The organism is Azospira sp. (assembly GCF_030247495.1).
Taxonomy (GTDB): Bacteria; Pseudomonadota; Gammaproteobacteria; order Burkholderiales; family Rhodocyclaceae; genus Azospira; species Azospira oryzae.
In genome coordinates, this window is the sequence record NZ_JAOTRW010000006.1 from 30,926 (window position 1) to 51,210 (window position 20,285).

Sequence of the window (20,285 nt, forward strand, 5' to 3'; positions counted from 1 at the left end):
CACCGATGAAGGAAATCAAGGCCGTAGTGCGCCCCAACAAGCTGCCCGCCCTGCGCGAGGCCCTGCGGGACATCCCGGGCTTTCCCGGCATGACGGTGAGCAAGGCGGAGGGCTGCAGCGCGCCCTCCCGCCACGTGCCGCACAACATCAAGGAAGAGCTGACCGACTACACCCCCAAGGTGCGCATCGAGATCATCGCCGACGACGACCTGGCCACGGTGATCGTGGACCGCATCATCGCCGTCTCCCAGACCGGCCAGATCGGCGACGGCCTGGTGTGGGTGACGCCGGTGGACCGGGCCGCCTTCATCTTCAAGACCATGCCGGGCAAGGATTCCATCTGAACCCGGCGCCGGGTTGATTTGATCCAGCGCAAGGCAGATTTCACGATGCGGCAGGCATCATGGGGCGATGGAGGTAGTCGCCGATGCCGTTTCCCCCCCATCCCCCCTGGCCAGCTTTTCCCGAGACAGAGCAGTGCGCCGCCGGCCCCCGGCCAGGTGCACCGTCCCGGGCTGCCTGGCTGGAGCGCCTGAGCCGGGCCGAGTTTCTAGCCCAGGCCGGGCTGGAGGAAATTTACCCCTACCTCACCGAAACCGCAGCCCGGCTGCTCGGCGTGGACCGGGTCGGCATCTGGCTGTTCGACGACAGCCAGCGCACCATCCGCTGCGCCGATCTCTTTGAACGGGCTGGCGGCTGCCACAGCAGCGGCCAGCGCCTGCAGGAAGCCGACTGCCCGGCCTACTTCGCCGCCCTGGAAAGCGGCGAGCCCATCGTCGCCGACGACGCCCTGCACCACCCGGCCACCCGGGACCTCAACGACGCCTACCTGACGCCCCATGGCATCGGCGCCCTGCTCGACTACCCGGTGCGCCAGCAGGGGCGCCTGGCCGGCGTTCTCTGCCACGAGCAGGCGGGGCCGGCCCGGCCCTGGAACGAGGAACAGCGCCTGCTGGGCGTGGCCCTGGCCAACCTGGTAAGCCTGGCCCTGGAGCACGCGGCCCTGCGCCAGAGCCAGGCCCAGTTGCACTCCCTGGAGGAGCGCTACCTGCGCCTGCTGGAGTTCTGTCCTACCGGCATCATCCATTACGACACCGAGCTGCACATCACCTACAGCAACCAGCAGTTCGCCAACATCATCGGCGTACCCCTGGAGCGGCTGCAGGACCTGGACATGGCCAAGCTGCAGGACCAGCGCCCCCTGCCGGCCCTGGCGGCAGTGCTGGAGGGCCGCACCGGGCGCTTCGAGGGCGAATACCGCGCCAGCCTCAGCGGGCGCCAGCTGTGGGTTTCCCTGGTGGCGGCGCCCGTGCTGGACCAGGGCGGCCAGCTGCTGGGGGGCATCGCCATCGTCGAGGACGCCACCGAGCGCAAGCGCGCCGAACTGCAACTGCGCCAGCTCTCCCGGGCGGTGGAGCAGAGCCCGGCCACCATCGTCATCACCGACACCAACGGCGTCATCGAGTACGTCAATCCCAAGTTCACCCGCACCACCGGCTACAGCGCCGAGGAGGCGGTGGGCCTCAAGCCCAGCGTGCTCAAGTCCGGCGAGACGCCCCTGGAGGTGTACCAGGAGCTGTGGTCCACCATCGCCAGCGGCGGCCAGTGGGAAGGGGTGTTCCACAACCGGCGGCGCAACGGCGAGCTGTACTGGGAACACGCCACCATCTCCCCCATCACCGACGACAACCAGCGCATCACCCATTTCGTCGCGGTGAAGGAGGACATCACGGAAAAGCGCCGGCAGGAGGACCGCATCCACCAGCTGGCCTATTTCGACGAACTCACCGGCCTGCCCAACCGCACCCTGCTGCACGACCGGGTCAGCCAGTGCCTGGCCGCCGCCGAGCGGGAACAGGAGACCCTGGCCCTGCTCTTCATCGACCTGGACAATTTCAAGACGGTGAACGATTCCCTCGGCCACTTCACCGGCGACCGCCTGCTGCAGTCCGTGGCCCAGCGCCTCAAGGGCTGCGTGCGGGATTCGGACACGGTGTCGCGCCTGGGCGGCGACGAATTCGTGGTGGTGCTGGCCGACGCCCAGCTGGACGGGGCCTCCCAGGTGGCGCGCAAGATCATCGACCGGGTGGCCCAGCCCTTCGTCATCGACGGCCACCAGCTCACCGTCACCCCCTCCATCGGCATCAGCCTCTTTCCCCACGACGCCCGGGACTTCCAGAGCCTGCTGAAGAACGCCGACACGGCCATGTACCAGGCCAAGGAATCGGGGCGCAACGCCTACCAGTTCTTCACCGCCGAAATGAACGTGCTGGCCTTCGAGCGCCTGGTGCTGGAGAACGCCCTGCGCCAGGCGGTGGAGCGGCAGGAATTCGTGCTGCACTACCAGCCCCAGGTGGACATGGGCAGCGGCCGGGTCATCGGCGCCGAGGCCCTGGTGCGCTGGCTGCACCCGGAGCTGGGCATGGTGCCGCCGGCCCGCTTCATTCCCGTGGCCGAGGATTCTGGCCTCATCGGCGCCATCGGCGACTGGGTGCTGTACGAGGCCTGCCGTCAGAACCGGGCCTGGCAGGAGGCCGGCCTGCCGGCCATCCCTGTGGCGGTGAACCTCTCGGCGGTGCAGCTGCGCCAGAGCGAGCTGCACGAGAGCGTGGCCGAGCTGCTGCGCCGCACCGGCCTGGAATCGCGCTATCTGGAGCTGGAACTGACGGAACGCACGGTGATGGAGGACGCGGAAGCCACGGTGCGCTGCCTGCGCCGCCTGGACGAAATGGGGGTGATGCTGTCCATCGACGACTTCGGCACGGGCTATTCCAGCCTCTCCTACCTGAAGCGTTTTCCCATCGACAAGCTGAAGATCGACCAGAGTTTCGTCCGCGACATCGTTGCCGATGCGGACGACCAGGCCATCGCCGTGGCCATCATCAGCATGGGCCACAGCCTGCGCCTGCGGGTCATCGCCGAGGGGGTGGAAACCGCGGAGCAGCTGGAGATCCTGCACCGCCACGGCTGCGACGAGGCCCAGGGCTTTCACTTCGGCCGCCCCATGCCGGCGGACGAGTTCGCCGCCTACCTGGCCAGGCGCAACGCCTGATCAGCGGGTGACGAAGGTGGGCTTGAAGCCCAGGGCCAGGCGGATGCGCTCGGCCACCTTGTCCGCCTCCATGCGGTCCCGGTAGGGGCCCACGTGGATGCGGTGCATGCCGCCCTTGCTCTGGATCTGGATGGCGTCGGTGAGCCAGTCCAGTTCCCGGGCCAGCTTGGCCTTCAGGCTTTCCGCATTATCCTGGCTGGAAAAGGCGCCAAGCTGCAGGAAGACATTGCCGACGCCGGCGGCGGCAGCCGGGGCGGGTGCCGCTGCCGGCGCGGCGGCCGGCTCGTCCTGGGCCTGGGCCGCCATGGCCATTTCGGCGATGGGGTCCCGCTCCTCCCGCGCCGGCGCCGGGCGGGCTTCCTGGCGTGCCGTCTGGCGCTTGATGGCGGCCACTTCCAGGGCCGGCGCAGCGGCATAGGTGGCGCCGGGTTCGAGGACGATGGATTCCACTTCCACCGCGGTGCTGCCGTTGGCCACGTAGCCGAGGCGGTAGGCGGCGGTGAAGGAGAGGTCGATCACCCGGTCGGCATGGAAGGGCCCACGGTCGGTGATGCGCACGATGACCGACTTGCCGGTGGCCACGTTGGTGACCCGGGCGTAGGAGGGAATGGCCAGGGTCGGGTGGGCCGCCGTCATGGCGAACATGTCGTAGGGCTCGCCGATGGAGGTCTTCTGGCCGTGGAATTTCTTGCCATACCAGCTGCCGATGCCGCGCACCTTGTAGGGCTGGAGCCGGGTCATGGGCACGTATTCCTTGCCCAGCACCACGTAGGGCCTGTTGGCGAAGCGGTGCAGGGGCTCCCAGCGGGGTTCGGCATCGGGAATGTCGTCGATGTTCTCGGGAATTTCCTCGGGCAGACCGTCGTCCTTGTAGAAACCGCCGCCCCGGCGGGCCAGGGGATTGGGCTTCATGCCGCTCTTGGCCGGCGGCCGGGCACCGGCCTCCGGCGCCCGCTCGAGGCGCGGCGCCGGGCCGCCACAGGCCGCCAGCAGGGTCAGCAGGAAGGCGCCGCACAGGCCCGGCAGGAGGGAACGCTTCATTTCTTCACCAGCATGCGATGGGTGTGAATGCTCATCAGGATACCGAGGCCGAGGAACAGGGTCACCAGGGCCGTGCCGCCGTAGCTGACGAAGGGCAGGGGCACCCCCACCACCGGCAGGATGCCGCTCACCATGCCCATGTTGACGAAGGCGTAGGTGAAGAAATTGAGGGAGATGGCGCCGGCCAGGAGACGCGACGACAGGGTCGGGGCGTTGGCGGCGATCATCATGCAGCGGCCGATGAGCAGCAGGTAGAGCAGCAGCAGTACCAGGTTGCCGATCAGGCCCCATTCCTCGGAGAAGACCGCGAAAATGAAGTCGGTGTGCTTTTCCGGGATGAACTCCAGGTGGGTCTGGGTACCGTTGAGCCAGCCCTTGCCGATAATGCCGCCGGAGCCGATGGCGATGGTGGACTGGATGATGTGGTAGCCCGTGCCCAAAGGATCGGAGGTGGGGTCGATGAGGGTCAGGATGCGCTTGCGCTGGTAGTCGTGCAGCATGGTCCAGGCGAAGGGCGCAGCGGCGGCGCCGGCGGCGATGAGGCCGACGATGACCTTCCACGACAGGCCGGCGAAGAAGATGACGTAGAAGCCGGCGGCCAGCACCAGGATGGCGGTGCCCAGGTCCGGCTGCTTGATGATGAAGGCCACCGGCACCAGCAGCAGCATGGAGGCCGTGGCGTAATGGCGCCAGCGCAGGGCAGCCTCGTGTTTGTGGAAGTACCAGGCCAGCATCAGGGGCATGGCGATCTTCATGATCTCGGAGGGCTGGATGCGGGTGACGCCGACATGCAGCCAGCGCCGGGCCCCGTTCACCTTGATGCCGAACAGCCACACCGCCAGCAGCAGGATCACCCCCAGCACGTAGAGGGGCACGGCGAAGCGCAGCAGCTTCTGGGGCGGCACCTGGGCCACCATCCACATCACGGAAAAGGCGATCAGCAGGTTCACCGCCTGGGGCCCCATGCGGCTCAGGCCGATGTAGGTGGCGGAATAGACGGTGGCGGTGCCGATGCCCAGGATCACCAAGGCAATGGTCAGCAGGGGGCCGTCCAGGTGCTCGATGGCCTTGTACCAGTAGCGCCTAATGGCCTCCATCGTCGCCCTCCTCGTCCTCGTTGGCCGGGCCCTTGGGCACCTTGCCGAGGATGTAGTAGTCCAGCACCATGCGCGCGATGGGGGCGGCGGCGGCGGCGCCGAAACCGCCGTTCTCCACGATCACCGCCAGGGCGATCTTGGGCTGCTCCGCTGGGGCGTAGGCGATGAACAGGGAGTGGTCCCGCAGGTGGTGCTTGGTGGCGCCCTCCACATACTTCTCGCCCTTCAGGCTGAACACCTGGGCGGTGCCGGTCTTGCCGGCGGATTCGTAGCCGGCGCCGGCAAAGGCCCGGGCCCCGGTGCCGGCCTTGTTCACCCCGACCATGGCGTTCTTGATCACCGCCAGGTGTTCCGGCTTGAGCTTGAGGTCGCGGATGGGCTGGGGCTCCACCATGGTCTTCTCGCCGCTGCGGCTGTTGGTGATGTACTTCACCAGATGGGGCCGGTACATGACCCCGTCGTTGGCGATGGTGGCCACCGCCTGGGCCAGCTGGATCGGCGTGTATGCGTTGTAGCCCTGGCCGATGCCGATGGAGATGGTTTCCCCGGCATACCATTTCTGGTGCTCCGGCTTCTTGAAGCGGCGCTTCTTCCAGGCCTGGGAGGGCAGCACGCCCTCGCTCTCGCCCTGGATGTCCACCCCGGTGCGCTGGCCCAGGCCCAGCTGGCCCATGAAGGCGGCGATGTTGTCGATGCCCATGTCGTTGGCCAGGATGTAGTAGTAGGTGTCGCAGGATTCGACGATGGACTTGTACATGTCCACCATGCCGTGGCCGCCCTTCTTGTCGTCCCGGAACTGGTGGCCGCCGAAGTTGAAATAGCCCGGATCGGCGATGGCCTGGGAGGGGGTGCGCTTGCCCTGGACCAGGGCCGCCAGGGCCATGAAGGGCTTGAAGGTGGAGCCGGGCGGATAGGCCGAGTAGATGGCCCGGTTGAGCAGGGGCTTGTCCGGGTCGGTGTTGAGGCCGTCCCAGTCGTCGCCGCGAATGCCGTCCACGAACAGGTTGGGGTCGTAGGTGGGCTTGGAGACCAGGGCCAGGATGCCGCCGGTGGACGGTTCGATGGCCACCAGGGCGCCGCGGCGGCTGCCGAAAGCCTGCTCGGTGATCTCCTGCAGCTTGGAGTCCAGGGTCAGGGACAGGTTGTTGCCCGACACCGGCGCCGTGCGCGACAGCACCCGCACCGCCCGGCCACCCGCATCCACTTCCACTTCCTCGTAGCCCGTCTCGCCGTGCAGCTGGAACTCGTAGTTCTGCTCCAGGCCGGCCTTGCCGATGTGCTCGGTGCCCTTGTAGTTGGGCGTCTGCTCGGCGTTGTCGATGGTCTCCAGATCCTTGTCGTTGATCCGGCCCATGTAGCCCAGGGCATGGGAAGCCACGTCCCCCAGGGGATACTGGCGGAACAGCCGGGCCTTCACCTCGACGCCGGGGAAACGGTAGCGGTTGGCGGCGAAGCGGGCCACCTCGTCGTCGGAAAGGCGGGTGCGGATGGGGATGGACTCGAAGTTTTTCGACTCCTCCATCAGTTTCTTGAAGCGTTTCCTGTCCTTGGGCGTGATGGGGATCAGGGTGCCGATCTGCTCGATCACCGTCTCCAGGTCTTCCTGCAGGCGGGAGGGGGTGATTTCCAGGGTGAAGGCGGAATAGTTGCGGGCCATCACCACCCCGTTGCGGTCCACGATCAGGCCCCGGTTGGGGATGATGGGTACCAGGGAAATGCGGTTCTCTTCGGCCCGGGTGGAGTAGTAGTCGTGCTTCACCACCTGCAGCCAGAAGAAACGGGCGAAGAGGATGACGAAGCACAGCAGCACCATGCCGGCGGCGAAGCCGAGGCGGAAGCGGAACTGCTCCTGTTCCCGGTCCGAACTGCTGAGGTCGGTATAGCGCATGGCCTGCTGCTTAGATGGGGCGGTTCTCGTCCCGCTCCACGGGCTGGTACTGGGGCAGGAGCAGGACGTAGGTGGCGGGAACCCAGAGCAGGGCCGCCACCAGGGGGCCGATCAGGTAGCCGAAGCCGGGGAAGGCAGCGCCGGTGGCCATGCGGGCGGCAAGCTGCAGGACCTGCACCATGAACAACAGGGGAAAGACCTGCAGCGCCTGCTGCAGCAGGGGAAACCACAGGATGCGGCGGGACAGGCTGGAGGCGATGTAGCTCATCAGCACGTAGGCCAGGGCGTGCTGGCCCATGAGGCTGCCGTCGGCCACGTCCATGGCCAGGCCCAGGATGAAGGACCAGCCCATGCTCACCTTGCGGAATTCGCGCACGCTCCAGAAGCACAGCACCAGGGCCACCCAGTCGGGCACCCCGGGCCAGTGGGCGGTGGGCATCAGATTGAGCAGCAGGGCCAGCACCAGGGTCAGGGTGATGAACCAGGGACGGACCGGCAGCAGGATGCGGGAGGAGGTAAAGGTCGGCTGCATGGCTTAGTTCCCGACGCTGCGCTTGATGCGGCGCACCTTGGAGGAGGCAGGCTTGTCACCTTCGGCCGGGGTGGCGGAGGCCTCGGCCGGCCGGGGCGGCAGGGCCTCCCGCGGGTTGAGGATCATCACTTCGCCGAAATGCTCGACCCCGGCCACCGGGACGCAGATGATGCGGGCGAAGGAGTAGGTGGTATCCCGCTCCATGTGCACCACCTTGGCCACCGGGAAGCCAGCGGGGAAGATGCCGTCCAGGCCCGAGGTCACCAGCACGTCGCCGTTCTGCACGTCGGCGTTGGCCGGCATGTAGCGCAGCTCCAGCTGGCCGTTGCCGAGGCCGAAGACGACGGAGCGCAGGCCGCTGCGCACCACCTGCACGGGCACGGCCTGGTCCTTGTCGGTGATCAGGGTGATTTCGGAAAGCAGGGGATAGACCCGGGTCACCTGGCCGATGACGCCCAGGTGGTCCACCACCGGCTGGCCGGCCAGCACGTTGTCCTGCATGCCCTTGTCCACGATGACGCGGCGGGAGAAGGGGTCCCGGGCGGCATAGAGGATCTGGGCCAGCTGGCCGCCGGTGGGCAGGCGCTCCTTGACCCCCAGCAGCTCGCGCAGGTGGCGGTTCTCCGCCTCCAGGTGCTGGTGCCGCTGCAGGATGGTGGCCGCCTCCAGCTGGGTGTGCTTGAGCTGGTCGTTTTCCTTCTGCAGGGAGATCAGGCTGGCGAAGTACTCGTCCACCTGGGAGAAGCCCTTGGAGGGCGCATGGGCCAGCATCTGCAGGGGAGTGGTGAACACCGCCACGCCCTGGCGCACCCATTCCAGGTAATGGAACTTGTGGTCCAGCACCATCAGGGAGATGGAGAGGCCCAGATAGAGGGAGAGCAGGGCCAGGGGAGCCGGGCCGCGCTTGAAGAATGGCGGTGGAGAGTGGTCGATGCCGGCCACGTCAGACTTTCCGGGGGGTTACATGACCGCGCCGCGAAGGCTGCGGAAAAAACCAAGCCCCGGCACTGGCCGGGGCGGTGGTGGGAAGGGAGGAGAGCGGGGTGTCGGGGATCGGCTGGCGTTCCCGTTCCATGCTCATCCTCACCCGGTACGGCCTTACTCGGAGGCGAAGATGCTGCCGAGCTTGTCCATCTTTTCCAGCGCCATGCCGGAGCCGCGCACCACGCAGGTCAGGGGGTCTTCGGCAACGATCACGGGCAGGCCGGTCTCTTCCATCAGCAGACGGTCCAGGTCCCGCAGCAGGGCGCCGCCGCCGGTCAGGACCATGCCCTTCTCGGCGATGTCCGCGCCCAGTTCGGGCGGGGTCTGTTCCAGGGCGCTCTTCACGGCGGAGACGATCTGGTTCAGGGGATCGGTCAGGGCTTCCAGGATTTCGTTGGAGGAAATGGTGAAGCTGCGGGGAATGCCCTCGGCCAGGTTGCGGCCCTTCACTTCCATTTCCTTCACTTCGGAGCCGGGGAAGGCGGAGCCGATTTCCTTCTTGATGTTCTCGGCGGTGGTCTCGCCGATCAGCATGCCGTAGTTGCGACGGATGTAGTTGATGATGGCTTCGTCGAACTTGTCGCCGCCCACCCGCACGGAACCGGCATAGACCATGCCGCCCAGGGAGATGACGCCCACTTCGGTGGTGCCGCCGCCGATGTCCACCACCATGGAGCCGGTGGCGTCGGCCACGGGCAGGCCGGCACCGATGGCCGCGGCCATGGGTTCCTCGATCAGGTACACCTGGGAGGCGCCGGCACCGATGGCGGATTCGCGGATGGCGCGACGTTCCACCTGGGTGGAGCCGCAGGGCACGCAGATGATGATGCGCGGCGAGGGGGAGAACATGCGGGAATCGTGGACCTTCTTGATGAACTGCTTGAGCATCTGCTCGGTCACGGTGAAGTCCGCGATCACGCCGTCCTTCATGGGGCGGATGGCGGTGATGGAGCCGGGGGTCTTGCCGAGCATCTGCTTGGCTTCCTTGCCGACTGCCTGAATGGTTTTCTTGGCGTTGGGTCCGCCTTCGAGGCGGATGGCGACCACAGAGGGTTCGTCGAGAACGATGCCCTGACCGCGCACGTAGATCAGCGTGTTGGCGGTGCCCAGGTCGATGGCCAGGTCGTTGGAGAAGTAGCTGCGGAGAAAGCCGAACATGGGGTATTGAATCCGTAAAACAGCGGGGAGAAGGGGATTTATGATACCTTATATCGCTTTGCAGCATAAGTTTTTGCCTAGAATTTAATCGCCCGGCGCTTCGCCGGCTTTCACCCCCAGCCAGCCCATGTCCCTTACTCCCGATCAGGTCCGGCGCATCGCCCATCTTGCCCGCATCGAAACCTCCGAAGCGGAAGTCCAGACCACCCTCGAGCACCTCAACGGCATTTTCTCCCTGATCGAGGAAATGCAGGCCGTGAACACCCAGGGGGTCGAGCCCATGGCCCACGCCCAGGACCTGGCCCAGCGCCTGCGGGACGACGTGGTCAGCGAAAGCGACCGCCGCGCCGCCTTCCAGGCCGTGGCGCCGGAAACCGAAGCCGGGCTCTACCTGGTGCCCAAGGTCATCGAATAGGCGGGAGCGCTGCCGCGCCCTTGCTTCGCGCCCTCCCCTGCCCCCGACTCGCTCCCTACCGACCATGCTCAATTCCAGCCTTAAAGAACTCGCCCAGGCCCTGGCCGGCAAGAAGATCTCCAGCGTCGAGCTGACCCAGCTGTATCTGGACCGCATCAACCGGCTCAACCCGGCTATCAACGCCTACGTCTCCACCCAGCCGGAGCGCTCCCTGGCCCAGGCCAAGGCGGCCGACGCCCGCCTCGCCGCCGGCGACGCCGGCCCCCTGACCGGCATCCCCCTGGCCCAGAAGGACATCTTCTGCGCCGAGGGTTGGCTCACCACCTGCGGCTCCAAGATGCTGGCCAACTTCGTCAGCCCCTACGACGCCACGGTGATCCAGAAGTTCGACGCCGCCGGCGCCGTGAATCTGGGCAAGACCAATATGGACGAGTTCGCCATGGGCTCCTCCAACGAAACCTCCTTCTTCGGCCCGGTGAAGAACCCCTGGGACCAGAGCCGGGTGCCCGGCGGCTCCTCCGGCGGTTCTGCCGCTGCCGTCGCTGCCCGCCTGGCACCGGCCGCCACCGGCACCGACACCGGCGGCTCAATCCGCCAGCCCGCCGCCCTGTGCAACCTCACCGGCCTGAAGCCCACCTACGGCGTGGTTTCCCGCTGGGGCATGATCGCCTTCGCCTCCTCCCTCGATCAGGCCGGCCCCATGGCCCGCTCCGCCGAGGATTGCGGCCTGCTGCTCAACGCCATGGCCGGCTTCGACCCCAAGGATTCCACCAGCCTGGAACGCCTGGTGGAGGACTACACCCGGGAACTGAACGCCCCGGCTGCCGCCAAGCCCCTGGCCGGTCTCAAGATCGGCCTGCCCAAGGAGTTCTTCGGCGAAGGCTGTGACGCCGCGGTGATGGCCGCCATCCAGGCCGCCATCGAACAGTACAAGGCCCTCGGCGCCGAGATGGTGGAAGTGAGCCTGCCCAACATGAAGCTGTCCGTGCCGGCCTACTACGTCATCGCCCCGGCCGAGGCCAGCTCCAACCTGTCCCGCTTCGACGGCGTGCGCTACGGCTACCGCGCTCCCGAGTACGACAGCCTGGACGACATGTACGCCAAGAGCCGGGCCCAGGGCTTCGGCGCCGAGGTGAAGCGCCGCATCCTGATCGGCACCTACGTGCTCTCCCACGGCTACTACGACGCCTACTACCTGCAGGCCCAGCGCATCCGCCGGCTGATCGCCGAGGATTTCGTCGCCGCCTTCAAGCAGTGCGACGTGATCCTGGGGCCCACCAGCCCCTCCACCGCCTTCAAGCTCGGCGACAAGGCCGGCGACCCGGTGCAGATGTACCTTTCCGACATCTACACCATCGCCGTGAACCTGGCCGGCCTGCCCGGCATGTCCCTGCCCTGCGGCTTTGCCGAGGGCCTGCCGGTGGGTCTGCAGCTGATCGGCAACTACTTCGACGAAGCCCGCCTGCTCAACGTCGCCCACCGCTACCAGCAGGTCACCGACTGGCACGGGCGCGCGCCCGCCGGCCTGGAGTAAGGCGGATGGGGCTGCCTGGTCGCCGCGGCGCATGGGTACTGGTTCTTGGCGGCATCATCGCCACGATCCTTGCTGGATGCGCCACGCCGCCCCCCCCTGCCGAACCCCTGCCGGACAACGTGGCCAGCGAACCGCCGCCGGCGGACAAGTACGATTTCAGCCGGCCCCTGAAGCACCTCAAGGGCCGCAACCTGAAGCCCATTCCCACCCGGCCCCTCAACGTCGCCGGCAACTGCGCCTTCCGCGATCCCACCGGCTACCGGGGCAACATCCAGCTGCAGGTGAAGGAAGCCCAGGTGCAGCGCTTCACCGCCAAGGTGGATGTGCCGAAGAAGGGGTCCTGCCAGTTCGCCCTGAAGGACTTCCGCCAGGTGGAAACCCTGCCCCAGGTGCGCCTGGCCGCCGCCGACGGCTGCTCGGTGCGCATGTGGGAGCAGGACAAGAAAGTGACGGTGGCCTTCAACGGCTGCCAGGCCCAATGCAGCGGTGAAGCCGTGGATTACCTGTGGCCCATCCAGCTGGAACGCCGCAGCTGTTTTTAACGCTTGAATTTTTGCTTTCGAGAACGACATGAGCGCACGCAACTGGGAAGTGGTCATCGGCATCGAGACCCACGCACAGCTCTCCACCCAATCCAAGATTTTCTCCGGTTCCTCCACCGCCTTCGGCGCCCAGCCCAACGTCCAGGCCAGCGCCGTGGACCTGGCCCTGCCCGGCGTGCTGCCGGTGCTGAACCGGGGCGCCGTGGAATGCGCCATCAAGTTCGGCCTCTCCATCGGCGCCGAGGTGGCGGCAAAGTCCGTCTTCGCCCGCAAGAACTACTTCTACCCGGACCTGCCCAAGGGCTACCAGATCAGCCAGTTCGAGCTGCCGGTGGTGGTGGGCGGCGGTGTGCGCATCCAGGTCGGCCAGGGTGACAAGGCTTACGAGAAGGTGGTGCGCCTGACCCGGGCCCACCTGGAAGAGGATGCCGGCAAGTCCCTGCACGAGGACTTCCACGGCAAGTCCGGCATCGACCTCAACCGGGCCGGCACCCCCCTGCTGGAGATCGTCACCGAGCCCGACATGTGCTCCTCCGCCGAGGCCGTGGCCTACGCCAAGGCCCTGCACGCCCTGGTGCGCTGGATCGGCATCTGCGACGGCAACATGCAGGAAGGCTCCTTCCGCTGCGACGCCAACGTCTCCGTGCGCCGCCCCGGCGAGCCCCTGGGCACCCGTCGCGAAATCAAGAACCTCAACTCCTTCCGCTTCCTGCAGCAGGCCATCGACTACGAAATCCAGTGGCAGATCGACACCCTGGAAGACGGCGGCAAGATCCAGCAGGCCACCGTGCTGTTCGACCCGGATTCAGGCGAGACCCGGGTCATGCGCACCAAGGAAGACGCCCACGACTACCGCTACTTCCCCGATCCCGACCTGCTGCCCCTGGTCATCTCCCGGGAGTGGGTGGAGCGCACCAAGGCCACCCTGCCGGAGCTACCCGAAGCCAAGCGCCAGCGCTTCATGGAGCAGCTGGGCCTCTCCGCCTACGATGCCACCGCCCTCACCGCTTCCCTCGAAGTGGCCGACTACTTCGACGCCGTGGTGACCGCCGCCGGTGCGGCCAACGCCAAGAGCGCCGCCAACTGGGTCATGGGCGAACTGTCCGCCCGCCTCAACAAGGAGGACAAGGACATCGCCGCTTCCCCGGTGAGCGCCGCCCAGCTGGCCGGCCTCATCGCCCGCATCGCCGACAACACCATCTCCAACAACATCGCCAAGAAGGTGTTCGAGGCCCTGTGGAACGGCGACGGCACCAGCGCCGACGAAGTGATCGAGAAGCAGGGCCTGAAGCAGATCACCGACACGGGCGCCATCGAGAAGCTGGTGGACGAGGTGCTGGCCGCCAACGCCGCCAACGTGGCCGAGTACAAGGCCGGCAAGGAAAAGGCCTTCAACGCCCTGGTGGGTCAGGTGATGAAGGCGGCCAAGGGCAAGGCCAATCCCCAGCAGGTGAACGACCTGCTCAAGGCCAAGCTGGGCGGCTGATTGCCAGGCCTTGGCCAGACTCCCGGAAAGGGCAGCAGCAGCTGCCCTTTTTCTTTGTCGACCCCGCTTTTTCCCGGATTTGATTCACCTCTTTCCGGAACGGGGGGCGCTTCATTACCATGGCCGCCATGAGCCGCTACCAGACCCTCGCCCTGCAAACGGAAAAGCTGATCAGCGACGGCCTGCTGCGGGCCGGCGACCGGCTGCCCTCGGTGCGCCAGGCCTGCCGCATCCACGATGTCAGTCCGGTGACGGTGTTGCAGGCCTACTACCTGCTCGAAGGCCGGGGGCTGATCGAGGCCAGGCCCAAGTCCGGCTACTTCGTCCGGGCCCGGCTGGGCCAGGCCCTGCCCGAACCGGAAATGACCCGGCCCCAGGGCCAATCCACCGCCCTCGACGTCAGCGACTTCATTTTCGAGATTCTGGAAAGCGTCAAGAATCCGGCGGTGGTGCCCTTCGGTTCCAGCTTCGCCAGCCCGGAGCTGTACCCCCTGGACAAGCTGGGCCGCTGCCTCGCCGCCGCCGCCCGCCACCTGGACCCGCGGGCCACGGTCACCGACCTGCCGCCGGGCAACGAAGAACTGCGCCGCCAGATCGCCCTGCGCTACCTCTCCCGGGGCGCCAACGTCTCGCCCCAGGAAATCGTCGTCACCTCCGGCGCCATGGAAGGCCTCAACCTCTGCCTGCAGGCCGTGACCCGGCCCGGGGATCTGGTGGCCATCGAATCCCCCACCTTCTACGCCAATCTCCAGGCCATCGAGCGCCTCGGCCTGAAGGTCATCGAAATCCCCACCCACCCCCGGGAAGGCATCAGCCTGGCAGCCCTGGAGGATGCCCTGCGGCAGCATCCGATCAAGGCCTGCCTGTGCATGCTGAACTTCTCCAACCCCATCACCGGCAGCCTCAGCGATGCCCGCAAGGCCGAGCTGGTGGCCCTGCTGGCCCGCTACCAGGTGCCCCTGATCGAGGACGACGTCTACGCCGAACTGTACTTCGGCGACCAGGCGCCGGCCCACGCCAAGGCCGAGGACCGGCACGGCCTGGTGCTGCACGTCTCCTCCTTCTCCAAGTCCCTGGCGCCGGGTTACCGCATCGGCTGGGTGGCCGGCGGACGCTTCACCCAGAAGATCCAGCGCCTCAAGCTGACCACCAGCCTGGCCACCACGGTGCCGGTGCAGATAGCCCTGGCCGAATACCTCAAGCACGGCGGCTACGACAACCACCTGCGCCGCCTGCGCCGCACCTTCTCCCTGCAGGAGATCGCCATGGTCGGCGCCGTGGAACGGCACTTCCCCGCCGGCACCCGGCTGGCCCGACCCAGCGGCGGCTACTTCCTCTGGGTGGAGCTGCCCCCGGGCGTAGACACCCTGGCGCTGCACCGGCTGGCCCTGGACCAAGGCATCAGCATCGCCCCCGGCCCCATCTTCTCCGCCAAGCGGGAATACGGCCACTGCCTGCGCCTCAACTACGGCCACCCGTGGACGCCGGCGACGGAAAAGGCCATCGCCGTCCTCGGCCAGATCATCGACAGCCTGCTGCCTCGCTAAGGGCACAGAAACGGGGCGCGGCCCCGCCGCACTTTTCCCCCTCCTGATTTTCCCCTCCCGCCGAATCCTCATAAAGGACGCTTGCCGGGTCCGTGACGAAACGTTCGTCGCGACGGCACGGGCAGCCGCCGCTGCCCTCACCTAAAAAAAATGGGGAACGACCCGAAGGCCGTTCCCCGTAGTGCTGCTGCCGTGTAACTCTTTGGCGGGCGCCGCCTACTTGCCTTTGCGGGCGCCGTTCTGTTCCAGATAGGTCTTGGCGCGCAGGCCGAGGTCAGCTGCCTTCACCTGGTACTGCCAGACTTGCTCGGCCCACAGGGTGGCCTGGTTCCAGTCCTTCTTCTTGGCAGCGTCTTCATGCTTGGCCTTGGCGTCCTTGATCTTGTTCAGTTGATCGACGGCGTCGTCCATCATGTTCACCACATCCGGGAAGTCCTTGTAATTCACGGAGGTGATGTAGCCGACCACCTGATCGATGACGGCCTGGGTATCGGCCACCTTCTTCAGCTGCTTCTTGTAGTCGTCTTCGCTGTAGATCGCCTTCTCGGCACCGGCGGTCTTGGTCGCCTTCCAGCCCTTCGGCTTGACCAGGAGGTAGCCCTGCATTTCCAGGTGCAGCGCGGAGCAGAACTCGGTGCAGTAGTAGGGATAGACGCCTTCCTTGTCGGCCTTCAGTTTCACCGTGACGGTCTTGCCCGGCTCGACGGAAGCATGGACGTTGTAGGTGGAGACGGTGAAGCCGTGGGTCTCGTCCTGGGCCCGTTCCAGGTTGGTCAGGTGGATGGTGATTTCGTCGCCCACCTCGGCCTCGATGGTTTCCGGGGTGATGTGGGAGCGGATCAGGGTGCCGAAGACCTCGATCTTGTTGCCCTTTCTCACCGTCTTCTCTTCACCGGCCCGCACGGCACCGGCACTGGGCGCATCGGTGCGGCTGTTGGTGCCCACCTTGTAGCGCACGCCGGGCTTCAGCTTGGCGGCATCGATGGCAACGACGTAGTGGGGCTCGCCCAGGGGGATGGGCATGTCGTACAGGAGCTGCATCTTGTCGTTGCTGATGTCGATCAGCTGGTGATTCTGCGGATGCAGGGGGCCCACCGGGGTGAAGCGGTCGATGGAGAGCTTGTTCATGGCCACCAGATAGCGGCCCTTGGGGTCCATGGAATCGCCTTCCATGGTCATCAGGTGGCCCACGTTGTAATGCACCGCGATCTTGTCCAGCACCCGGCCCTCGCAGTAGTCCCACTTGGCGATCTGGCTGTCCACATAGAGGGAGGTATAGGCGACGCACGACTTGGAGTCGTACTGGGTATGCAACGGGCCCAGGCCCACCTGCACGGTCTTGTGCAAGGTCTCTTTCATGCCCAGCACCGGGATGCCGTAGGCATCCTTGGCCTCGAAGTTGCCGGCCTTGATGGCGGCCTGGATCTTCTCCCAGGAATAGACGATGACGTGGGTGTCCAGCTTGCCGGAGACGGTGATGAATTTGCCATCCGGCGAAACCATGACGCCGTGGGGCGACTTGGGTTCGGGAATGAGGAAGAGGATGCCTTCCTTCACCGCCGTCTCGATGGAGAGCACGTTGTGGCCGTTGATCTTCTTGGCCATGCCCTTGGCCACCAGTTCGGCGGCCTTCTTCCAGTTCACCACGTGCATGTAGTCGGTGTCCTTGGCGGAACAGCCGGCTTCATAGGGCGGGCGGCCCTTCTCGATGCCGCCGACGTAGCGCTCGGAACAGAAGGAGTTGGTGAAGGACCAGCCGTCGGACGGCCCCTTGCCGGCGTCGGAGAGATCCTGGCTGTAGGGCGGCAGTTCGACGGAGAAGGAATCCTTGGTCTGGATGCGGCCTTCCTTGCGGTCGAACTTCCAGTAGGTGACGCCGCCCCGGTACTTCTCGTTGAACTCTTCCAGGGGCACGAACTTCTTGTTGTCCAGGGGGGCCGCGTACTGGGCCGCCTCGATGATGTACTCGGTATTGGGGGTGACGAAGGCGCCGCCGTGCTCGGAACGGAAAATGGGGTTGGCGACGATCTGCTTGGTCTCGAAGTCCCGCAGGTCGATCACCGCCAGGCGCGGATTGGCCTTGTCGTTGATGAAGAGGAACTGGCCGTCGTACTTGCCCTGGGTCTCGGACATGGCCGGGTGGTGGGTGTCGCCCCAGGTGATGTCGCGACCGTCGATCCTGCCCTGGGCCAGCACCGCCTTGGATTCCTCGTCGTAGCCGTAGCCCTGCCAGGGCTCGGGGGTGAACACGCCGATGTACTTGAGGATGCGCATGGAGGGAATGCCATACACGATCACCTGGCCGGACTGGCCGCCGGAGGAGAAGGCGACGAACTCGTCGCGCTTGCCCGTCGGCACATAGGTCTTGGCCGCCGCCAGCAGGTCCTGCTGGGACAGGTTGCGGCGCTTCATCACGTCCTGTAAGGACTCGGCCCCGGCGGCAGAGCCGGCCCACAGGGCGCCGATGCCTAGGGCTGCGGCGAGAAAGGCCGCAATGGGTTTTTGAGGTTTCATTGAACGCTCCCCTTTTGAAATATGGACCCGCCTCCCTGACGGAGGCGGACGCCACGGCAGCAAACGGGCTGCCATGACTGCCGCGTCAGTAAACCACCGGGACTCTTCGGGGAACGGGGGCAGAACACCGGATTTCCGATAGCTACAGATCGGCACCGATATCAAAACCGTAGCCGGCCGCGGGGCACCTCAGGCCGAGCGGCGCAGGGCATGGCGCAGCTCGCCGCCTTCCGGCACGACGCTGCAGGGACAGGGCGAGAAGTTTTCCATGCGGTCGATGCGGGGCAGGTGATTGACCCGCTGCACCACGCCCTGCTGGGCCAGCTTGCGCACGGCCCGGGAAAGATAGGCCGGGCTGCAGCCGATGCGTCGCGCCAGGATGGCCATGGGTAGGGGGCCCGCCGGCTCCGGCGGTGCCGGCGACAAATGGGCGCAGGTCTCGCCGCAACGCAGGTAGCAGACCAGCCGCTCGGCCACGGAGAAGGCCACGGTCTTTTCCCGCTCCTGTTCCAGGCGGGCGATGTCGGCGGCGATGCGGGCCGCCAGCCGGTGCCGGAACTCGGGCACGGTGGCCAGCCACAGGTCCAGCAGTTCCACATCCACGTGGACCACGGAGGAATAGGTGATGGCCCGCACCTGGTAGCCCGGCACCGTGGCCCCGGCATGGAGGCATTCCAGGCCGAACAGGTCGGATTCGGCGAGGATGCGCATGCAGCGTTCGTTGCCGTCCGCCGTGGTGATCAGCAGCTCCATGCGGCCATGCTGGATGTAGAACAGGCCCGGCCGGTCGTAGCCGTCCAGTACCAGGCGGCCGGGACCGTAGCGCCGCAGGCAGACATGACGGTCGGCCAGTCCCTGCTCCGTGTTGGCAATCAGACCTGGCAGCAGGTTGCGCATCGGCTCGCCTCCAATTCGCGACTAGGAGCCGCGGGCCAGTTTGCGCTGCAGGGTGCGACGGTGCATCTTCAGGGACTTGGCCGCCGCGCTCTTGTTGCCCTTGTATTCCGCCAGGACCCGCTCCAGGAATTCCCGCTCCAGCTCCCTCAGGCTCTTGCCCGGTGCCCCCGGAGCGGCGGCCGGCAATGGGGCCCAGCTGAGGGACAAGGCATCCGGCACTTCCCCCGGGACAACGGACTCCAGGGGAATCAGGCCCGGCAGGCGGGCTGCCATTTCCACCATGTCCGCCATATCCCACTCCACACCGCTGGGCTGAACCAACAGGGCAACGACTTTCATCACCGGCTCCAAGAACTGTATGGGAGCCGAGTAGACCATTCCCCTGCCGGCAATAACAGCGTCAGAACTTCGCTAATTCGCTAGGAACAGTTGCCCCGGACGACAAAAAGCCCCGGTGCCTGGGACAGGCGGACCGGGGCTGGCGGGAGTACGCGATTACAGGGAGAAGAAGCGGGCCACCGGCCGGCCGAAAAAGGCGGTGAGCAACAGCAGCAGGGGTGTCAGCAGGATGAAGGCCCGCAACAGCCAGGCGATGAAGGGGTGGGCCCGGTGGGATTCGATGAAGTGGCGGGCCACCAGGGTGCCCTTGCCCCACAGGATGGCGGCCACCAGCAGGGGCAGCCAGGCCGCCCCGTGGAACCATTCCCCCAGAAACAGGCTGAGGAAGGTCAGGACCACCAGGGCCAGCCAGGGCAGAACCGGCGCGCCGGGCGGCAGCAGGGAAGACGGGGAGGACGAATGCATGGCGTCGGTCTCCTTCAGGCCAGGACGTAGAACAGGGGATAGAGGATCAGCCAGATGATGTCCGTGGCGTGCCAGTAGCTGGCCAGGGCCTCCAGGCCGCTGTGGTCCTCCCGGGAATAGCCGCCCAGGACCAGCCGCACCAGCACCCAGAGCATGCCCAGGATGCCCCAGGAGGCGTGCACCAGATGGTTGAAGGTCAGGTAGTAATAGACCGTGTAGAAAATGCCGGCGCTGCCGTCGATGCCCTGGGCCAGATTGCCGGTGATCTCGTAGACCTTCACCACCGGGTAGCCGAGGGCCACCACCAGGGCCGCCACCAGCCACAGCACCGCCTGCCGCCGGGGCCGGCCGGCGCGCAGGGCCGCCACGGCGCAGGCGACGAAGAAGCTGCTGGTGACCATGAGCACGGTGATGGTGGTACCCGCCGTCTTGTTGAGCAGTTCCGAACCGTTGGCAAAGGCCTCGGGGTAATGGGCCCGGGCAATGAAATAGACGGCGAACATCAGGGCGAATTCGACGAATTCGCAGGTGATGCCGACCCAGATGCCCTTGTTGCCGGGAATCCAGCCCCTGCCCTGGGCAAGGCTATGCCCCGGCCCGGACTGCCCCAGGCCGCCGATGTCGATTTCCGGCTTGATGACCGCCTCCATCCTGCTTCTCCTCATGACCCCAAGGTCCGGACTGTCCGGACATGGGCCCCATTGTTCCCCCTCCCGCCGCCCGGCAGCGGGTACAGCCGGTGAGCTTTTCCATGGGAACAGCCGGGACTCCCAGTCTGGCACTTCGGATCGGGG

The 20,285-nt window shown here is 66.5% G+C and carries 18 protein-coding genes; 7 read left to right on the plus strand and 11 right to left on the minus strand.

What is annotated here, in order from left to right:
- Positions 1-5: 5 nt before the first annotated feature.
- Positions 6-344: a P-II family nitrogen regulator gene (locus tag OEL49_RS09945; protein WP_014236002.1), complete on the plus strand. Its 339-nt coding sequence runs from the start codon at positions 6-8 to the stop codon at positions 342-344.
- An 83-nt stretch (positions 345-427) separates the two neighbouring features.
- Positions 428-3,052, plus strand: a complete 2,625-nt coding sequence (locus OEL49_RS09950; RefSeq protein WP_287874590.1) for a bifunctional diguanylate cyclase/phosphodiesterase — start codon at positions 428-430, stop codon at positions 3,050-3,052.
- Here OEL49_RS09950 and OEL49_RS09955 read toward each other — a convergent pair whose 3' ends face one another.
- The 6 genes from OEL49_RS09955 to OEL49_RS09980 all read right to left on the minus strand — a co-directional run bounded on the left by OEL49_RS09955 (position 3,053) and on the right by OEL49_RS09980 (position 9,752).
- A complete protein-coding gene (locus tag OEL49_RS09955) occupies positions 3,053-4,093 on the minus strand; it encodes a septal ring lytic transglycosylase RlpA family protein (RefSeq protein WP_287874591.1) in 1,041 nt (346 codons plus the stop codon).
- Entirely contained in the window at positions 4,090-5,190 is a 1,101-nt protein-coding gene (gene rodA / locus OEL49_RS09960) for a rod shape-determining protein RodA (RefSeq protein WP_014235999.1), read from the minus strand. Before rodA ends, OEL49_RS09955 begins: the two co-directional genes overlap by 4 nt.
- On the minus strand, positions 5,177-7,078 hold the full coding sequence (mrdA, locus tag OEL49_RS09965; protein ID WP_014235998.1) for a penicillin-binding protein 2: 1,902 nt from the start codon (positions 7,076-7,078) through the stop codon (positions 5,177-5,179). The genes rodA and mrdA overlap by 14 nt, the downstream gene beginning before the upstream one ends.
- A 10-nt stretch (positions 7,079-7,088) precedes the next feature.
- Complete coding sequence (mreD, locus tag OEL49_RS09970) at positions 7,089-7,610, minus strand: rod shape-determining protein MreD (RefSeq protein ID WP_014235997.1); 522 nt, start codon at positions 7,608-7,610, stop codon at positions 7,089-7,091.
- A gap of 3 nt (positions 7,611-7,613) precedes the next feature.
- The gene (mreC, locus tag OEL49_RS09975) at positions 7,614-8,552 is read right to left on the minus strand and encodes a rod shape-determining protein MreC (protein ID WP_014235996.1); all 939 of its coding nucleotides are present in this window, start codon (positions 8,550-8,552) and stop codon (positions 7,614-7,616) included.
- Positions 8,553-8,708: 156 nt separating this feature from the next.
- Positions 8,709-9,752, minus strand: coding sequence for a rod shape-determining protein (locus OEL49_RS09980; RefSeq protein ID WP_014235995.1), 1,044 nt, complete (start codon positions 9,750-9,752; stop codon positions 8,709-8,711).
- 127 nt (positions 9,753-9,879) lie between these two features.
- Here OEL49_RS09980 and gatC point away from each other — a divergent pair, with 127 nt between their 5' ends.
- The 5 genes from gatC (at position 9,880) to OEL49_RS10005 (ending at position 15,276) form a co-directional block, all read left to right on the plus strand.
- Complete coding sequence (gene gatC, locus OEL49_RS09985; RefSeq protein ID WP_014235994.1) at positions 9,880-10,167, plus strand: Asp-tRNA(Asn)/Glu-tRNA(Gln) amidotransferase subunit GatC; 288 nt, start codon at positions 9,880-9,882, stop codon at positions 10,165-10,167.
- Positions 10,168-10,231: 64 nt separating this feature from the next.
- On the plus strand, positions 10,232-11,701 hold the full coding sequence (gene gatA / locus OEL49_RS09990; protein ID WP_287874592.1) for an Asp-tRNA(Asn)/Glu-tRNA(Gln) amidotransferase subunit GatA: 1,470 nt from the start codon (positions 10,232-10,234) through the stop codon (positions 11,699-11,701).
- Between the two features lie 5 nt (positions 11,702-11,706).
- The gene (locus OEL49_RS09995; protein ID WP_287874593.1) at positions 11,707-12,243 is read left to right on the plus strand and encodes a hypothetical protein; all 537 of its coding nucleotides are present in this window, start codon (positions 11,707-11,709) and stop codon (positions 12,241-12,243) included.
- 28 nt (positions 12,244-12,271) lie between these two features.
- The gene (gene gatB, locus OEL49_RS10000) at positions 12,272-13,729 is read left to right on the plus strand and encodes an Asp-tRNA(Asn)/Glu-tRNA(Gln) amidotransferase subunit GatB (protein WP_205231451.1); all 1,458 of its coding nucleotides are present in this window, start codon (positions 12,272-12,274) and stop codon (positions 13,727-13,729) included.
- 128 nt (positions 13,730-13,857) lie between these two features.
- Complete coding sequence (locus OEL49_RS10005) at positions 13,858-15,276, plus strand: PLP-dependent aminotransferase family protein (protein WP_043798743.1); 1,419 nt, start codon at positions 13,858-13,860, stop codon at positions 15,274-15,276.
- Positions 15,277-15,492: 216 nt separating this feature from the next.
- Here the strand turns inward: OEL49_RS10005 and nosZ are convergent, their stop codons facing one another.
- The 5 genes from nosZ to OEL49_RS10030 all read right to left on the minus strand — a co-directional run bounded on the left by nosZ (position 15,493) and on the right by OEL49_RS10030 (position 20,141).
- On the minus strand, positions 15,493-17,790 hold the full coding sequence (gene nosZ / locus OEL49_RS10010) for a Sec-dependent nitrous-oxide reductase (RefSeq protein WP_287874594.1): 2,298 nt from the start codon (positions 17,788-17,790) through the stop codon (positions 15,493-15,495).
- Positions 17,791-17,979: 189 nt separating this feature from the next.
- Complete coding sequence (locus OEL49_RS10015) at positions 17,980-18,687, minus strand: Crp/Fnr family transcriptional regulator (protein ID WP_287874595.1); 708 nt, start codon at positions 18,685-18,687, stop codon at positions 17,980-17,982.
- A gap of 21 nt (positions 18,688-18,708) precedes the next feature.
- Complete coding sequence (locus tag OEL49_RS10020) at positions 18,709-19,026, minus strand: helix-turn-helix domain-containing protein (RefSeq protein WP_287874596.1); 318 nt, start codon at positions 19,024-19,026, stop codon at positions 18,709-18,711.
- A gap of 156 nt (positions 19,027-19,182) precedes the next feature.
- Positions 19,183-19,491, minus strand: coding sequence for a hypothetical protein (locus OEL49_RS10025; RefSeq protein WP_287874597.1), 309 nt, complete (start codon positions 19,489-19,491; stop codon positions 19,183-19,185).
- A gap of 14 nt (positions 19,492-19,505) precedes the next feature.
- Positions 19,506-20,141, minus strand: a complete 636-nt coding sequence (locus OEL49_RS10030) for a cytochrome c oxidase subunit 3 family protein (RefSeq protein WP_014235985.1) — start codon at positions 20,139-20,141, stop codon at positions 19,506-19,508.
- Between the last annotated feature and the right edge of the window lie 144 nt (positions 20,142-20,285).

Coding starts and splice junctions, on each gene's coding strand:
- OEL49_RS09945 (WP_014236002.1), top strand. CDS start 6: ATGAAGGAAATCAAGGCCGTAGTGCGCCCCAACAAGCTGCCCGCCCTG.
- OEL49_RS09950 (WP_287874590.1), top strand. CDS start 428: ATGCCGTTTCCCCCCCATCCCCCCTGGCCAGCTTTTCCCGAGACAGAG.
- OEL49_RS09955 (WP_287874591.1), bottom strand. CDS start 4,093: ATGAAGCGTTCCCTCCTGCCGGGCCTGTGCGGCGCCTTCCTGCTGACC.
- rodA (WP_014235999.1), bottom strand. CDS start 5,190: ATGGAGGCCATTAGGCGCTACTGGTACAAGGCCATCGAGCACCTGGAC.
- mrdA (WP_014235998.1), bottom strand. CDS start 7,078: ATGCGCTATACCGACCTCAGCAGTTCGGACCGGGAACAGGAGCAGTTC.
- mreD (WP_014235997.1), bottom strand. CDS start 7,610: ATGCAGCCGACCTTTACCTCCTCCCGCATCCTGCTGCCGGTCCGTCCC.
- OEL49_RS09980 (WP_014235995.1), bottom strand. CDS start 9,752: ATGTTCGGCTTTCTCCGCAGCTACTTCTCCAACGACCTGGCCATCGAC.
- gatC (WP_014235994.1), top strand. CDS start 9,880: ATGTCCCTTACTCCCGATCAGGTCCGGCGCATCGCCCATCTTGCCCGC.
- gatA (WP_287874592.1), top strand. CDS start 10,232: ATGCTCAATTCCAGCCTTAAAGAACTCGCCCAGGCCCTGGCCGGCAAG.
- OEL49_RS09995 (WP_287874593.1), top strand. CDS start 11,707: ATGGGGCTGCCTGGTCGCCGCGGCGCATGGGTACTGGTTCTTGGCGGC.
- gatB (WP_205231451.1), top strand. CDS start 12,272: ATGAGCGCACGCAACTGGGAAGTGGTCATCGGCATCGAGACCCACGCA.
- OEL49_RS10005 (WP_043798743.1), top strand. CDS start 13,858: ATGAGCCGCTACCAGACCCTCGCCCTGCAAACGGAAAAGCTGATCAGC.
- nosZ (WP_287874594.1), bottom strand. CDS start 17,790: ATGAAACCTCAAAAACCCATTGCGGCCTTTCTCGCCGCAGCCCTAGGC.
- OEL49_RS10015 (WP_287874595.1), bottom strand. CDS start 18,687: ATGCGCAACCTGCTGCCAGGTCTGATTGCCAACACGGAGCAGGGACTG.
- OEL49_RS10020 (WP_287874596.1), bottom strand. CDS start 19,026: ATGAAAGTCGTTGCCCTGTTGGTTCAGCCCAGCGGTGTGGAGTGGGAT.
- OEL49_RS10025 (WP_287874597.1), bottom strand. CDS start 19,491: ATGCATTCGTCCTCCCCGTCTTCCCTGCTGCCGCCCGGCGCGCCGGTT.
- OEL49_RS10030 (WP_014235985.1), bottom strand. CDS start 20,141: ATGGAGGCGGTCATCAAGCCGGAAATCGACATCGGCGGCCTGGGGCAG.